The organism is Ensifer sp. (genome assembly GCF_035999135.1).
Taxonomy (GTDB): domain Bacteria; phylum Pseudomonadota; class Alphaproteobacteria; order Rhizobiales; family Rhizobiaceae; genus Ensifer.
Genome location: NZ_DASYGZ010000200.1, coordinates 93,859 through 107,731, shown reverse-complemented (window position 1 = coordinate 107,731; position 13,873 = coordinate 93,859). Strand labels below are relative to the sequence as shown.

Genomic DNA, 13,873 nt, shown 5'->3' with positions numbered 1-13,873 from the left:
TCAACGCCTCCGCTGCCGGCTGGCAAGCTGGCCAAGCAGGGTGCGCAGCTGCGGCGCGACGTCCTCGGCCGCCGAAATCGGCAGCATCGGCAGGCCGAGTTCCTCCTGCCAGGCGCGCAACGCGCGTCCGCGCTTGCGCGCAAAGCTGTCGATGGCATCGCGGGTGTTGCCGTGACCGAATTGCACCTCGGCTTGAAGCAGGCCTCCGCTCAAGACCATTTCACCCTTGCGCGGCAGTTCGAGCAAGAACGGGTCGTAGATCAGGATGGCGATCACGTCGTTGTGCACCGAGAGCTTCAGGAGCATGTCGCGCGTTTCGAGGCTGTAGCCGTCGAAGTCGCTGATGACGATGACGAGGTGGTCGTGGCGGGCGATGTTGGCGACCGTTGTCAGCACGGCATCGAGCCGCTCGGCGCCATGCGGCGCCTGCGAGCCGGCCTCAAGTGCCGTGTTGTAGCGAACGATGCTGTCGGCAAGCCGGATCACCGCTTCGCGGCTGCGATAGGGGCGCACTTCGGCGACCGTCTCGTCGCCGAAGACGAAGCCGCCGACGCGGTCGCCGAGCGCAAGCACCCGCCAGGCGGCGAGTGCTGCGGCTTCGGCCGCCGCGACCGACTTCAGGGCGCGCCGGCTGCCGAAGAACATGTTGATGCGCTGGTCGACGAGGATCAGCGCCGGACGATCCTTTTCCTCGTCGTAGACACGCACGACCGGCTTGCCGGTGCGCGCCGTCACCCGCCAGTCGATCGTGCGGATATCGTCTCCCGGCAGATAGTTGCGCAGCTCCTCGAACGAGAGGCCGCGGCCGCGCATGCGCGATTCATGGCGACCGGCAAGCAGCCGGCTCACGGGCGCCTTGTTCAGGAACGTCAGGTCGCGGGCCATCGCCTCGAGGCTGACCAGCGCGTCGACGGAGGTATAGACGCCGGTCGTTTCTGTCGTGCGCTTTCTGGCGATGCCACGGGTGCGGGCGAGGGCGGGCAGGGAAAAGGCCATCGGCAAACCTCCATCCTCAGGCGACCGCAACCAGTTCGACGATGCGGTCGATCACCTGGTTGGCCGTGGTGCCGCCGGCATGCGCCTCGTAGGACAACACGAGGCGGTGGCGAAACACATCGTGCACGCTCGCCTGCACGTCGTCGGGTGTCACGAAGTCGCGGCCGTTCAGCCAGGCATGGGCGCGCGAGACCTTGTCGAGGCCGATCACCCCGCGCGGGCTGACGCCGACCTGCAGCCATTTGGCAAGATCCTTGTCGACCTTGTCGGGGTAGCGCGTCGCCATGACCAGCGCGACGATGTAATTTTCGATCGCCTCGGAAACGGTGATCGCGGATATCTCCTGCCGGGCCGTGAAGACCGAATCCTGCGCCAGCTTCTCCGTCGCATGGTTGTTGGATTTGGTGTGGATTTCCTCCGAGCGGACGAGCCGCATGATGTCGGCTTCCGAGGCGGCGTCTGGATAGTCCACCTGGATATGCATCAGGAAGCGGTCGAGCTGCGCCTCGGGCAGCGGATAGGTGCCTTCCTGCTCGATCGGGTTCTGGGTCGCCATGACGAGGAACAGATCCGGAAGCGGGTGGCTCTTGCCGGCGATCGTGACCTGGCGCTCCTCCATCGCCTCAAGCAATGCTGCCTGCACTTTCGCAGGCGCCCGGTTCACCTCGTCCGCCAGGATGAGGTTGGCGAAGATCGGCCCTTCCTGAAACTGGAACGCGCCCTTGCCGGCCTCAGAGAAATAGACTTCGGATCCGGTGATGTCGGCAGGAAGCAGGTCGGGGGTGAACTGGATACGCGAAAGCTCGGCGTCGAGGTTCTTGGCCATGCTCTTGATCGCACGCGTCTTGGCAAGCCCCGGCAAGCCCTCCACCAACAGGTGCCCGTTGCTGAGCAGTCCCAGCAGCAGGCGCTCGATCATGCCCTCCTGGCCGATGATCGCTTCACCAATGCGCTTGCCAAGCTGCTGGATATCGTCGCGTGCACCCATGAATTCTGCTCCCTTGCCACACTCGCAACACCAGGCATCATGAACCTTCTTCCGAGCTTAGGGTTAAACCGGACCGATTGGAAAGAACGTAACAGTAACGAAGACCTGATCGGCGTGGCGCAGGTCCGAATTACCGGCGCTGCAAGCGGCGAACGTTTCTTTGACTGCCTTCGTAACGGTTACGTACTTTGGCACGGACGCAAATGGCGCTACTCTGACGCCGTTTCACGTTGGCGCCGTTTGCCGCATTTGCCAGGGAGATGAAGACTTCATGCATGGGTCTGCGACGATGCCTCCTCTCGACGAAATGCCGGCTGCAATCAGCGCTCGCCCGCCGATCTGGATCGAGGGTGGCACGTTTGTCATGGGTTCCGACAAGCACTATCCGGAGGAGGCGCCAGCCCACCCGGTCAAGGTCGACGGTTTCTGGATCGACGTGACGCCGGTCACCAATCGGCAGTTTGCGGCCTTCGTCGAGGCGACGGGCTATGTGACCGAAGCGGAGAAGGCGCCCGACCCGAAGGATTATCCAGGAGGACTGCCGGACATGATGCGCGCCGGCTCGGTGATCTTCGATCCTCCGAAACGGGTGACCGGCAGAGACCCGTCGCAATGGTGGAACTACAAGTTCGGTGCCGATTGGCGGCGGCCCTATGGCCGGCAAAGCAATATCCGCGGCAAGCTCGACCATCCGGTGGTCCAGGTTTCCTATCTCGACGCCCGGGCCTATGCGGAGTGGGCCGGCAAGGACCTGCCGACGGAGGCGGAATGGGAATTTGCCGCAAAAGGTGGGCTCGAAGGCGCGGAGTTTGCCTGGGGAGACGAGCTGCTTCCGGAAGGGCGCTTCATGGCCAACACCTGGCACGGCATGTTTCCGACGGAAAATCTGAGGCCGGACGGTTTCGAGCGCACGTCGCCCGTCGCAAGCTTCCCGCCCAACGGCTACGGCCTGTTCGACATGATCGGCAATGTCTGGGAATGGACGAGCGATTACTGGTCGAGCAACCACCCGGCGCCGGCGCAAAAAAGTTGCTGCATCCCGTCCAATCCGAGAGGCGGCGCCCGGGAGGCGAGCCTCGACCCCAGACAGCCGACCATCCAGATCGCCCGGCGGGTGGTCAAAGGCGGTTCACACCTTTGCGCGCCCAACTATTGCCGGCGCTACAGGCCGGCGGCACGACACGCGCATGAGGACAACGCAGCAACCACCCATATCGGTTTCCGCTGCATCCGGCGCGCTTGAGCCGGCGTTCAATTCTTCGTTTCCCACAAGGAGATCCATGATGACGGCAATTGCGATGCGCTCCAGCTCCCAATCGGTTGACGTCCAACGGCGAGGGCGTGTTCGCTCGCAGCTCTCCGGTTTCCTGTTTCTCCTGGCGGCCGCATTCGTATCGCCGCCTGCCGTGAGTGCCGCCGACGCGCCGGCGGACCAGCTGCCGTCCTGGAACGATGGCGCGGCGAAGTCCGAAATCATCGATTTCGTGACGCGCGTGACCAGCGAAGGCGGCCAGGATTTCGTCGCCAAGGAAGACCGCATCGCTGTCTTCGACAACGACGGTACGCTCTGGACCGAGCAGCCGGCCTATTTCCAGGCGCTGTTTGCGATCGACCGCGTGAAGGCGATGGCGCCGGAACATCCGGAATGGAAGGACAAGGAACCGTTTGCATCGCTGTTGAAGGGCGACATGGCGGGTGTGGCAGCTGCCGGCGAAAAAGGATTGGTCGATGTGGTGATGGCGACCCATGCCGGCATGACGACCGACCAGTTCAGCAAGATCGTCACGGACTGGTTTACCACCGCCCGGCATCCACGCTTCGACCGGCCTTACACCGAGATCACCTTCCTGCCGATGCGCGAGCTGCTCGATTATCTGCGTGCCAACGGCTTCAAGACCTATATCGTCTCCGGCGGCGGCATCGAGTTCATGCGGCCGATGACCGAAAAAATGTACGGCATTCCGCCGGAACAGGTGGTCGGCAGCAGCATCGTGACCAAGTACACGCTCGACGGCGACACCCCGGTGCTTTCGCGCGAAGCCAAGATCGACTTCATCGACGACGGTCCGGGCAAACCCGTCGGCATCAACACTTTCATCGGCCGGCGACCGATTTTTGCCGCCGGCAATTCCGATGGCGACTACGAGATGCTGCGCTGGGTCACTGCTGGCGCCGGCCCGCGCTTCGGCCTGATCGTGCACCATACGGACGGCGAGCGCGAATGGGCCTATGACCGCCAGTCGCATTTCGGCAAGCTGGATAAGGCGATGGACGAGGCCGAACAGCGCAACTGGTTGCTGGTCGACATGAAGAACGACTGGCGCAAGATCTACGCCTTCGACAAGTAAGCCGAACGGTCCCCAGTTCGCCCCAAGCATTGGTGAGGGCGTCAGTATCCCTCGTCAGGCATTCATGGTCGCGCGCTGCACATGTGCGGCATTGCGGCATGTCTGCTCGCAGCGGGATGTCGGCGCGGCTGTGCCAGATATCGTGTCCTGCCGGCTGACGAGCTCAAGAAAAAGCGACCTTGCTGCACCGAGAGCGTCAAGCGCCGGGTCGAATGTTACTGTTACGTACTTCCGAAAATCGATGATCGTGCCACGTTACCCCAAGAGAGAGGTGGGCGACGGCCGGTCTGGCCGCAACGCGCCGATCGGTGAAACCGCCGTAATGCCCGCAAGGTGCCCGGTCGTCGCGAGCATATTGGAAAACACGGGGATGCGGGGTTGCGCCATAGCAGACACGAGCATCGATTGTCGTTCACACGGGTGGAAAACTATGCCCAGTGCGGCCGTTCAGCGGGGACTTCTGAAGCTTATGCTCAAGCTGCCGGCGTTGCGCGGGCAGTTGCAGTTGTTGAGTGCCAAGAACCAGTCAGTGGCCAGCCTTTGTGAGGCCTATGAGGAGGCGAGCTCGATGCTTGACCGCCAGAGGCGTCGCGACCCTATGGATCATTCGATGATCCAGGAGTATGAATTGATCTGTCGCGAGATCGAAGAAGAGGTCATCTCCATCTGTATCGCCGACGCTGGGCGAGAACCTAATCCGTTGTGATTAATAACTGCCTTTTCTGAACCTGTCGAATTGACGAAAAACCCATGTGAATTCTATGGGGATTTTTCAAGGATCTTGTCCCACTTTGAAATGATTCCATTTCTCGACAAAAATATTTTGTGACGGTGCAATATTCTTCTTTCCGCCACAAAGCCTCTCGTCTAGAGTTCGTGTCGCGTTGCACTCTCTTTGGGGTTGTGGGCAGTTGGGAGCGCATCATGGAAGCCAGCAGAGATGCGGGTCAGGTGATCTGCAATGCCGTTGCCGAATGCGAGGCGCGCGCCGCCCTTGAGCGCATTCTTGGCGATGGCCTGTTTCATGCGACCGAACGTCATCGGAAGCTGTTGCGTTATCTGGTCGACGAGTTTTTCGCCGGCCGGTCCAGCCAGGTCAAAGCCTATACCATCGCGATCGATGTCTTCGGCCGTCCGACGTCCTTCGACCCGGCGACCGATCCGATCGTGCGGGTCGAGGCCTCGCGACTGCGCGCGGCGCTGGCCCAGTATTACGAGGCGCAGGTCGACAAGGCCGAACTTCGCATCGAGCTGCCGAAGGGGAACTACGTTCCCCAATTCGTGCTCGGCGGCGAGCCGCTGAAAGGCCTGCCGGAGGGCGAGGCTCTTCCTGCCGACGGACCGGGCGAGAGCGCCGTCGACCTGCCGGTCACACCGCCCGCCGCAATAGCCCGGAATGGAGCTTGGCGATGGGGCGCCTGCCTCGCCCTCGGTGTGGTTGCGGTGGCTGTTGCCCTCTCCCTGCCTCTTGCCGGTCGTCTTCCCTGGCAGCCGGTATTCACGGCCAAGCCAACGGTGGTCGTGGAGGTACCGGCACGCAGTGGTGTCGAAGACGAGGTGCAGAAGCGGGCGGGCGACTACCTGGTTCATGCGCTGTCGCAGTTTTCCGCGGTCCGTACGCTTGCGCCGCCTTCCCTTGCGAGGATCGACGTGGCCTCGGCTGCCGGATGGGTTACCCCCGCGTCGCCTGCCAAGTTGCAGGGGAGCAAGGAGTACCGCCTGTCGATCGCCTACAGTGCCGACGAGCGCGAGCACGAAGTGACTTGGCAGGTCATCGATGTGCAGAGCAACGAGGCGCTGAGGGCCGGAACCTCGAAGGTGGCGCTTGATGGCGACAATGCCGAGAAAATACAGGAACGGCTGCTTTCGCGTCTCGCGCTCGCGCTCGCAGGCGAAGAGGGCGTCATCGTCAGCCTGGAAGCGGCGCGACAGCTGAGCTCGCCATCGATCGGCTACGGCTGCGTGCTTCTGGCCGACATGGCGCTCGCGCGGGTCGAGCCGGAGGGACTGGCCACTGCCCGCACCTGCCTCGAACAGTCGGTGGCCTACCAGGCCGTCGATCCGGATGCGCTGGCGAGCCTGGCGATGGTTCTGGTCGCATCGGGCGAGGCGAGCGCCTCGCCGAGCGTAGCGACGCGGGCGGTCAAGCTTGCGGACAAGGCGGTCGCGCTGGCGCCGCAATCGAGCCAGAGCTATGTCGCCCAGATGCAGGCACGTTTTGCCGCCGGCGACGCAGACGCCGCATTCATCTCGGGTCGGCGGGCTGCCGCGCTCAACCCGCTCGACCATGCCATCGCGGCGCGTCTCGGCCTGCTGCTCTTCGTCAGCGGTCAATATGTGGAAGGCGCAAGGTTGGCGCACGGCGCCGAAGCCGGCAGCGATTACATCTATCACGACGCGGCACTGACCCTGGCGCTGGAGGATTACCGCAGCGGCCGCTACCGCGAAGCGCTCCGGCGCGCCCGAGAGCTTGCCAACCCTGCCGACATCGTCGTCAACCTGCTGCGGATCGCAGCGGCGGGCCAGCTTGGCCTGACGCGAGAGGCGACCAGTGCGCTCGATGGGGTGCGCCGTAACAATAGCGGTACAACCCGGCCGCTTGACAGCGAGCTCGCTTCGCGCGGTTATGCTCCCGATCTCGTCGCGCTGATCGACGATGGTCTCGGCAAGGCCGGCGTTGCTTTCGCCGGCCAGCCGTGACGGCGAGCGTGCAGCGGTTTATCCTTCGGCGGCAACCCGAACGACCAGTTTGCCGAAATTGCGGCCATCGAGCAGGCCGATGAAGGCCTCTGGCGCATGCTCGATCCCCTCGACGATGTCTTCCCTGTAGCGAACCTCGCCACCTTTGATCCAACCGGCCATCTCCTGATAGAAGGCCGGTCGCTGATCGGCGAATTCGCGCTGGATGAAGCCCCGGATGAGTAGGCTGCGGCTCAAGACCTCGCGCATCACGCCCGGCAGCCGGTCGCCGCCCGCCTGTGCCCCGCCCGGTTGGTTATAGTGCGCGATCAGGCCGCAGACGGGGACGCGGGCGAAATCATTGAGAAGCGGGAAGACCGCGTCCCAGACATGGCCGCCGACATTCTCGAAATAGACGTCGATGCCGCCCGGGCAGGCCGCGGCCAATTGCCCGGCGAAATCCGCCGCCCGGTGGTCGATCACCGCATCGAAGCCGAGCACGTCGCGGACAAAGGCGCATTTGTCGGCACCGCCGGCAATGCCGACCGCGCGTGCACCCTTGATGCGCGCTATCTGCCCGACGGCCGAGCCGACGGCGCCGCTGGCGGCCGCCACCACCACCGTCTCGCCCGGTTTCGGCTTGCCGATTGTCAAAAGGCCGGCATAGGCGGTGAAGCCGGGCATGCCGAGAATGCCGAGCGCGGTTGAAAGCGGAGCGGCCTCAGGATCGAGCTTGCGCAGGTCGGCGCCACTTGAAAGCGCGTAGCTTTGCCAGCCCGAGTGGGACAGCACAAACTCGCCGGCTTGAAAATCCGGATGACGCGAGCGTTTGACCCGGGCGACGGTGCCTCCTTCCATCACCGCGCCGATCTCCACCGGTTTGGCGTAGGAGCGGCCGGCATTCATCCGCCCGCGCATATAGGGATCGAGCGAGAGATAGAGGATCTCCAGCAGGACCTCGCCTTCGGACGGTTCGGGGATCTCGGATTCGACGATGCGGAAATCGCTTTGCGCCGGCCGACCGGCCGGGCGGGCGGCCAAGAGAACCTGGGTGTTCTTGCTCATCGTCTTTTCCTTCCTTGACGTGACCGGCATGCGCCAACGCGCGCATCGACAATCGATAACAGCATGTTGTGGCATGAAAGCAAACGAGGCGCCCCGTCGTTTCAAAAGGCGTCAAAATGCTGTCGCGGGCCCAGCCCCTCAAGGAGCGAGCCCGCGGCATCAGGTGTGAAGGGACGACAATCAGGCGGCGTCGATGGCCTGCCGGATATCGGCGATGATGTCGTCCGGATGCTCGATGCCGATCGACAGCCGGACGTATCCCGGTGTCACGCCCGTCTTCAACTGATCTTCCTGCGAGAGCTGGGAATGGGTCGTCGTTGCCGGATGGATGGCGAGCGATCGCGCGTCGCCGATATTGGCGACGTGATAGAGGAGCTTCAGCGCATCGATGAAGCGCCGGCCGGCATCTCGCCCGTCTTTCAGTTCGAAGCCGACGAGCGCGCCATAGTGGCCGTTGCGCAGATACTTTTCTGCGCGTTCCTTCGCGTCACCCTCATGAAACTTCGGGAAGGTCACCCGCGCCACCTTCGGATGGCCGGCGAGAAATTCCGCGACCTTGATGGCATTGTCGTTGTGCTGCCTGATCCTCAGCGGCAGTGTTTCCAGGCCCTGGATGAACTGGAAAGCGTTCAAGGGGCTGATGGCGGCGCCAAGGTCGCGCAACAGCACCGCGCGGGCGCGCAGGATGTAGGGGTGGAAGGCGATCGCCTCGGCCTTCTCAAGCCACGTCTTGCCCTGGTAGCTCGGATCGGGCTCGTGCAGGTTCGGATGGCGCGCCTCGTGCTCGTGCCAGGGGAAGCGGCCGCTGTCGATGATCGCGCCACCGATCGAGGTGCCGTGTCCGCCGATGTACTTCGTCGTCGAATAGACAACGACCGCGGCGCCGTGGTCGAACGGTCGGATCGTCAGGGGTGCTGCGGTGTTGTCGATGATCAGCGGGATGCCGTAGCGCGACCCGACTTCGGCGACCTCCGATATCGGAAAGACGTCGAGCTTCGGGTTGGGCAGGGATTCGGCATAGTAGGCGCGGGTGCGGTCGTCCGTCGCACGGGCAAAGGCTTGCGGGTCGCTCCCATCGACGAAGCGAACCTCGATGCCGAAGCTCTTGAGCGTTGCCGCAAACAGCGCCCAGGTGCCGCCGTAAAGTCCGGCGGCACTGACGATGTTGTCGCCGGCGCGCGCAAGGTTCAGCAGCGCAAAGGCGGAGGCCGCCTGTCCGGAGCCGAGCGCAAGTGCCGCCGCGCCGCCTTCGATGTCCGCCAGTCTCTGCTCAAAGGCGTCCTGGGTCGGATTGGAGACGCGGGTGTAGAGATGTCCGGGCGCCTCGAGCGCAAAGAGCTTGTCGGCTCCGTCCGTGCCCGGCAACTGGTAGGAGGTCGTCTGGTAGATCGGTACGGCGACGGCACCGGTGACCGGATCGAAGCGATAGCTGCCGCCGTGAAGCGCAAGCGTTTCAGGATGCAGCCCTTGGCCGGCTTCGCGCAACCCGTTCGGCGCCTTGACTTCGACTGCGGCTTCCTCAGGCTTCTGATGGATCGTCATCGCATTTCTCCTTGGATCTGGGTGAGACAGGGGCTACGGGCAAATGGGGGGGCTCGCGGGCTGGTCGGCCCGCTTGCCGGTCAGGCAGGTACGGTTGCCTTCTGCTGTTCCAGAAGGTCGGCGTGATGGGCGGCGGCCACGTCAGGATGCGAACGCAGCCGCGATTTCAGCACGTTGCGACCGACGTCGTGAAAGAGCGGGTTGAGCGGATCCTGGGTGACGCCCCGCACTTCGGCCGCAAGGGCCGACGGCAGGTCGAGCACTGGAATGGTCGAGGCGAGATTGGCGCCAAGGAAGAAGGCGACGGACAGCCGGTCACCGCCGGCCGGGGGCGTGACCACCCGGTGGATGTTGGCGCGTAGATAACCATTGGAGGCGAGCTCCAGCAGTTCGCCGACATTGATGACGAAGGTGCCGCGTTTCGGTGGCGCGTCGATCCAGCCGCCGTTGCCGTCATCGACCTGCAGGCCGCGGACCACATCCTGCAACAGGATGGTGACGAAGCCGCCATCCTTGTGCGCGCCCACACCCTGATCGCTCTCGGTCTTGTCGCGCCCGGGATAGCGGATGATCTTCAGAAGCTGGTTCGGGCCGTCGCGATAGATTGGCCCGAAGACATCCGGCTTCTGGCCGAGCGCCTCGGAGAAAATCTCGATCAGCCGGATGCCGAGGCCGGTGACGGCGTCGATATAGGCAAGGATCGCGGGTTTCAGTTCCGGCAACGCGTCGGGGAACTGGTTGGGCCCGATGAGCCGCTTCCACGGTGCGTCCGACGGTTTGGCCTCAAGGCTCTCGCGCTCCGGGCCGAAATCGACCTGCTCGCGCCAGTCCTGGGTGCCGCGCGTATATTCGAGCCCGGCGCGATTGTAGCCGCGGAAATGCGGCGACTTGCGCATCTCGATCGCCAGCTTGTCGTCCTCCGGCAGGGCAAAGAAACGCCGCGACAGGTCGCGAATGGCATCGATCTCATCCTGCGGGATGCCGTGGCCCTCAAGATAGAAGAAGCCGACGGTACGGGCGGTGGAGCGCAATTCGCTAAGGGCCTCCGTCCGCTCGGGGTGATCGGCGGCAAAGCGCGTGAGGTCGAGCACGGGAAGGGTCGAATGGGTCTGGCTCACTTGGGTCTCCCAGGTTTTTGTCACGCCGATACCGGCGCGGACCGTTGAAGGTCGAAGGCGGCGGACGCGCAGGGCTCGAGATCGCTTCTGGCGAGGGAGAATGGATGCGACCCCCGCTCGATGATGCCCAAAGCATAGCGGGTAGCGGGAGGGACACTCAATATTATCTATTGAAATGATAGACTAAATTGTCGACGCGAGACGATACGTGCTTTCGAAGACAGTCGGTCAACGAAGAAATTCCGTTCGACGTGGTCTTGCCCCTCCACGCACCGGCGCTTGAGGCGGCCGAGCGGGGCGTTCGAAGGGCGCTCGAAAAGAGACTAATGCCGCGCTGTTTGGCGCGACGCGCGGTTGAGATTTGGAGCGCTCGGCCGCATGGGCTGATCCCGCCCCAACTGAACCGAAAACCCTGTCTCGCGGTCCGCCAGACAGGGTCGTCATTCGTTCACGCCCGCACGGCCGTAGGTCGTGTCGCCAAGGGGGTTGCCGCCCCTTGACGCCTCGCCGCACGCGCCGGCGGGAACATCGCTCAAGCCCGCAAGGCGGAGTTCAGCAGCGACCGAGGCTCGGACGTGTCAAAAGCTCGTTGGTCAGATGGGCCCGCTTGTTGCCGCAGTCCTCTGCCTCCTTGAGCAAGGATGCAAGCGCGAGCTCGAGGCAGTACTGCACGCCTTCGACATTGAGGGTCTTGGCGGAGTCACGCGCATAGGTGACAAGACGAGCCAGTGCCAGCAGCTCCTTTTCCTTGTCTTCCGGCTCAACCGGCACAGCAAATGAAGATAACATGATTTCCCCGGCTCCCCTGTGGATCGACGATCCAGTTCAGCGGGGCCAATCATAGCGTGACTTCGCGGCGGCGCGCGTGACATGAGCGTGACACACGTTGTATTGGAAAACCGCACTCTTAAGATGAAGCGTCAGGTTGACCGGACAACCTCTTCCACATGCTGGTAGAATTGAAATCCCAGCTTTGAGCCACAACCGTCCGTTGGGTTGGCGCATCGTTGAGGGCAACGAGCAGGCGGAGTGCGTCGGCTCGTTTCTGATCGACGGACCCGGCCGTGAGCAACGCAATGAGGCGGGCGCGATCGACGGATGCTGGAAGGCAAGCGCGCTCGATGATGGCCGGCCACGTCCGTTCCTTGTAGAACATCGCCTTTGCCGTTGCGCCGATCGCTGCGACCAGATCCGGTGACAAGGCTCCGTCTTCTGCGAGCTTTTCCAGCGACGCGTCGACGTTGACGAGAGGCAGGCTCAGTGGCCGGTAGCCGAGTTCTGACGGTCCATGGATGAGGGCGACATCGGCATCGTCCACCCGTTCCCCGCTGGCGTATTGTCGATAGATGTCACCGATGCCGGCCATCCCGAAGGGAGCGCATTCCGCCGCTCTGAGCGCGCCCATGCTGGCCGCGCCGAAAACCTGCACGCCTTGTGTCAGGGCATGAAGGATTTCCTTGTGCCAGACAGGGGCGACGTTTTCAAAGTTGCCGTCGACGAGGCCAATCGCCGTTGCGCCGCTTTCAACGGCGCGAAAGATATCGCCCTGCACGGCGGGCGGCAGGACTCGCACCGCCTCGCCGGCCGAAAGCTGCGCGTCGGGCAGGCTCGGGCCAATGAAGGCGACCTTCATCCGGCCTCCAGTGCCCGGGCGAGCGCCCGTTCCCCGAACCGGCGTTTGCGATTGCCATCGGGATTTTCGAGTGCGGGCACGAAGACCTTGACCACCGAGAAGGGCATATCGTTTCCGGTCAGCGGGACGACGACGATCGTCTCGATGCGCGCAGCGACGAGACGCTGCAAAACGAGATCGAGCAGCGCATGCGGCCCGCCATGGATTTCGGCGGCCGGCCGTGTCTCGCGCTCAGGAGCGGCTTCAAACAGACGGCGCGTGTCGTCGGGAAGGTTGCGGGCAAAGGTCTCGGGGAAAACGTCGTCCCGGGCGCCACTGATGTAGGTGAGCCGCGATTGGGCCGCTTCCGTCACCGCACGGATGGCGGCCCGGCGCGCAACCGGATGCGCCCCATGACCGATGGTCACGTCGTGATAGCGGGGCTGCCGGGCCGCAAGGATGCCAGCTTCCGCCAGAACGGCAGCGTAGCAGGGGATGCCGACGTCGCTCGTCATGTCGAACAGCCGCAGTTCCAGGCCGCAGGACGCAATCCGGTCGGTCATCTCGTCGAGAATGGGATCGCCGAAGGATACGGGGTCGATGCAACCGCGGAGCTTGCCCGCCAAAGGCAGGAGCCGCCAGAGCGTTTCGGCATCGCGCTCGATGCGCTCGAGCAGGCCGTGGAGAATGGCTTCCGTCTCGGTGTTGCCGGACGCAAGGCCGTCGGACGATTGCCAGTAGCGGCAGTCGCCGATGGTCCGGTCGAGGATGGTGGCGTCGCGCGGGACCCAGCATGTCGCGCCGTCACGTAGGTCGAAGCCCCGCAGCCAGTCGATCGGTTGGTCTGCTAAGAGGTCGGCCTGTCCGGCGGCGATAAAATGGGGAAGCGCCAATGCGCGGTCGCCCGCCTCGCACAAGGCGTCTCGTGTTGCCGTTCTTGCCGGGACTGACGGTGCGCACGCGACGGCCCGTTCGAGCGCCTCCATCGCCGCCGAGACCTTGGCGTCGATGTCGGTGACACCCTTGCCCTGATTGATGACGATCGACCGGGCGTTCGGCGAAACCGCGCTCCACACGGGGATGCCAATCCGGTCGAGGCCCGTCAGTCGTGCCAGCCGGGTGATGCCGAACCCGGGCAACAGCGCTTCGATGCGCTCGAAGGTCGCCTCAGGCAGGCAGCTACGATCACTATAGGAAAGCGCAGCGGCCGCCGGAGGGGCGAAATGCGCCTCCGGCGGCCGGCTTTTTTCCGTGGCGTTTTCCACGCGACGGCCTAGCCGTCCATGAAGCCGCCGGAGACGGAGCCGGACGAGGCGGCGAGCACGGCGAGATTGACGCCCTTGTGCACCCGTGCGCCGCTCGTGTTGCGCAGATCGTTGGCGGCTGCCAGCGGCCCCTGCGTCGGCGTCGGGATCAGCGACACCGTGCCGGCGTCCAGATCCGCAACCCAAAGCCTGTCGTCGCCCTCAACGCCGATTACCACCACTTTCGCCATTTGCCCCTCCTGGAGTGCCGCTTGAAAAGA

General features: G+C 63.9%; 13 protein-coding genes. 4 read left to right on the top strand and 9 right to left on the bottom strand.

Annotated features, from left to right (window positions below; genetic code table 11):
• The gene (locus VGO12_RS26465) at nt 1–996 is read right to left on the bottom strand and encodes a DUF58 domain-containing protein (protein ID WP_327515689.1); all 996 of its coding nucleotides are present in this window, start codon (nt 994–996) and stop codon (nt 1–3) included.
• Nucleotides 997–1,012: 16 nt separating this feature from the next.
• Nucleotides 1,013–1,984 (bottom strand): MoxR family ATPase, encoded by a 972-nt coding sequence (locus VGO12_RS26460; protein ID WP_327515688.1) that lies wholly within the window; start codon nt 1,982–1,984, stop codon nt 1,013–1,015.
• A 289-nt stretch (nt 1,985–2,273) separates the two neighbouring features.
• On the opposite strand from VGO12_RS26460, the gene VGO12_RS26455 reads away from it, so the two are divergent.
• From VGO12_RS26455 to VGO12_RS26440, 4 genes are all read left to right on the top strand, one after another.
• The gene (locus VGO12_RS26455; protein ID WP_327515718.1) at nt 2,274–3,227 is read left to right on the top strand and encodes a formylglycine-generating enzyme family protein; all 954 of its coding nucleotides are present in this window, start codon (nt 2,274–2,276) and stop codon (nt 3,225–3,227) included.
• A gap of 37 nt (nt 3,228–3,264) precedes the next feature.
• Entirely contained in the window at nt 3,265–4,332 is a 1,068-nt protein-coding gene (locus VGO12_RS26450) for an HAD family hydrolase (protein WP_327515687.1), read from the top strand.
• A gap of 430 nt (nt 4,333–4,762) precedes the next feature.
• Nucleotides 4,763–5,038, top strand: coding sequence for a hypothetical protein (locus tag VGO12_RS26445; protein WP_327515686.1), 276 nt, complete (start codon nt 4,763–4,765; stop codon nt 5,036–5,038).
• A gap of 218 nt (nt 5,039–5,256) precedes the next feature.
• Nucleotides 5,257–7,032 carry a hypothetical protein gene (locus VGO12_RS26440; protein ID WP_327515685.1) on the top strand — a complete coding sequence of 592 codons (1,776 nt, stop codon included), beginning with the start codon at nt 5,257–5,259 and terminating at the stop codon, nt 7,030–7,032.
• An 18-nt stretch (nt 7,033–7,050) separates the two neighbouring features.
• Here VGO12_RS26440 and VGO12_RS26435 read toward each other — a convergent pair whose 3' ends face one another.
• The 7 genes from VGO12_RS26435 to VGO12_RS26405 form a co-directional block, all read right to left on the bottom strand.
• Complete coding sequence (locus VGO12_RS26435) at nt 7,051–8,076, bottom strand: NADP-dependent oxidoreductase (protein WP_327515684.1); 1,026 nt, start codon at nt 8,074–8,076, stop codon at nt 7,051–7,053.
• Nucleotides 8,077–8,256: 180 nt separating this feature from the next.
• On the bottom strand, nt 8,257–9,618 hold the full coding sequence (locus tag VGO12_RS26430; protein ID WP_327515683.1) for an O-acetylhomoserine aminocarboxypropyltransferase/cysteine synthase family protein: 1,362 nt from the start codon (nt 9,616–9,618) through the stop codon (nt 8,257–8,259).
• Nucleotides 9,619–9,698: 80 nt separating this feature from the next.
• A complete protein-coding gene (locus tag VGO12_RS26425; RefSeq protein ID WP_327515682.1) occupies nt 9,699–10,736 on the bottom strand; it encodes an isopenicillin N synthase family dioxygenase in 1,038 nt (345 codons plus the stop codon).
• 552 nt (nt 10,737–11,288) lie between these two features.
• The gene (locus VGO12_RS26420) at nt 11,289–11,525 is read right to left on the bottom strand and encodes a hypothetical protein (protein ID WP_327515681.1); all 237 of its coding nucleotides are present in this window, start codon (nt 11,523–11,525) and stop codon (nt 11,289–11,291) included.
• Nucleotides 11,526–11,643: 118 nt separating this feature from the next.
• Nucleotides 11,644–12,369, bottom strand: a complete 726-nt coding sequence (locus tag VGO12_RS26415) for a TfuA-like protein (protein WP_327515680.1) — start codon at nt 12,367–12,369, stop codon at nt 11,644–11,646.
• On the bottom strand, nt 12,366–13,523 hold the full coding sequence (locus tag VGO12_RS26410) for a YcaO-like family protein (RefSeq protein WP_327515717.1): 1,158 nt from the start codon (nt 13,521–13,523) through the stop codon (nt 12,366–12,368). Before VGO12_RS26410 ends, VGO12_RS26415 begins: the two co-directional genes overlap by 4 nt.
• A gap of 98 nt (nt 13,524–13,621) precedes the next feature.
• Nucleotides 13,622–13,843, bottom strand: a complete 222-nt coding sequence (locus VGO12_RS26405) for a hypothetical protein (protein ID WP_327515679.1) — start codon at nt 13,841–13,843, stop codon at nt 13,622–13,624.
• Between the last annotated feature and the right edge of the window lie 30 nt (nt 13,844–13,873).

Bases quoted from the DNA above. Each gene is read 5' to 3' on its own strand.
- VGO12_RS26465 (WP_327515689.1), bottom strand. From the start codon at position 996: ATGGCCTTTTCCCTGCCCGCCCTCGCCCGCACCCGTGGCATCGCCAGA.
- VGO12_RS26460 (WP_327515688.1), bottom strand. From the start codon at position 1,984: ATGGGTGCACGCGACGATATCCAGCAGCTTGGCAAGCGCATTGGTGAA.
- VGO12_RS26455 (WP_327515718.1), top strand. From the start codon at position 2,274: ATGCCTCCTCTCGACGAAATGCCGGCTGCAATCAGCGCTCGCCCGCCG.
- VGO12_RS26450 (WP_327515687.1), top strand. From the start codon at position 3,265: ATGATGACGGCAATTGCGATGCGCTCCAGCTCCCAATCGGTTGACGTC.
- VGO12_RS26445 (WP_327515686.1), top strand. From the start codon at position 4,763: ATGCCCAGTGCGGCCGTTCAGCGGGGACTTCTGAAGCTTATGCTCAAG.
- VGO12_RS26440 (WP_327515685.1), top strand. From the start codon at position 5,257: ATGGAAGCCAGCAGAGATGCGGGTCAGGTGATCTGCAATGCCGTTGCC.
- VGO12_RS26435 (WP_327515684.1), bottom strand. From the start codon at position 8,076: ATGAGCAAGAACACCCAGGTTCTCTTGGCCGCCCGCCCGGCCGGTCGG.
- VGO12_RS26430 (WP_327515683.1), bottom strand. From the start codon at position 9,618: ATGACGATCCATCAGAAGCCTGAGGAAGCCGCAGTCGAAGTCAAGGCG.
- VGO12_RS26420 (WP_327515681.1), bottom strand. From the start codon at position 11,525: ATGTTATCTTCATTTGCTGTGCCGGTTGAGCCGGAAGACAAGGAAAAG.
- VGO12_RS26415 (WP_327515680.1), bottom strand. From the start codon at position 12,369: ATGAAGGTCGCCTTCATTGGCCCGAGCCTGCCCGACGCGCAGCTTTCG.
- VGO12_RS26405 (WP_327515679.1), bottom strand. From the start codon at position 13,843: ATGGCGAAAGTGGTGGTAATCGGCGTTGAGGGCGACGACAGGCTTTGG.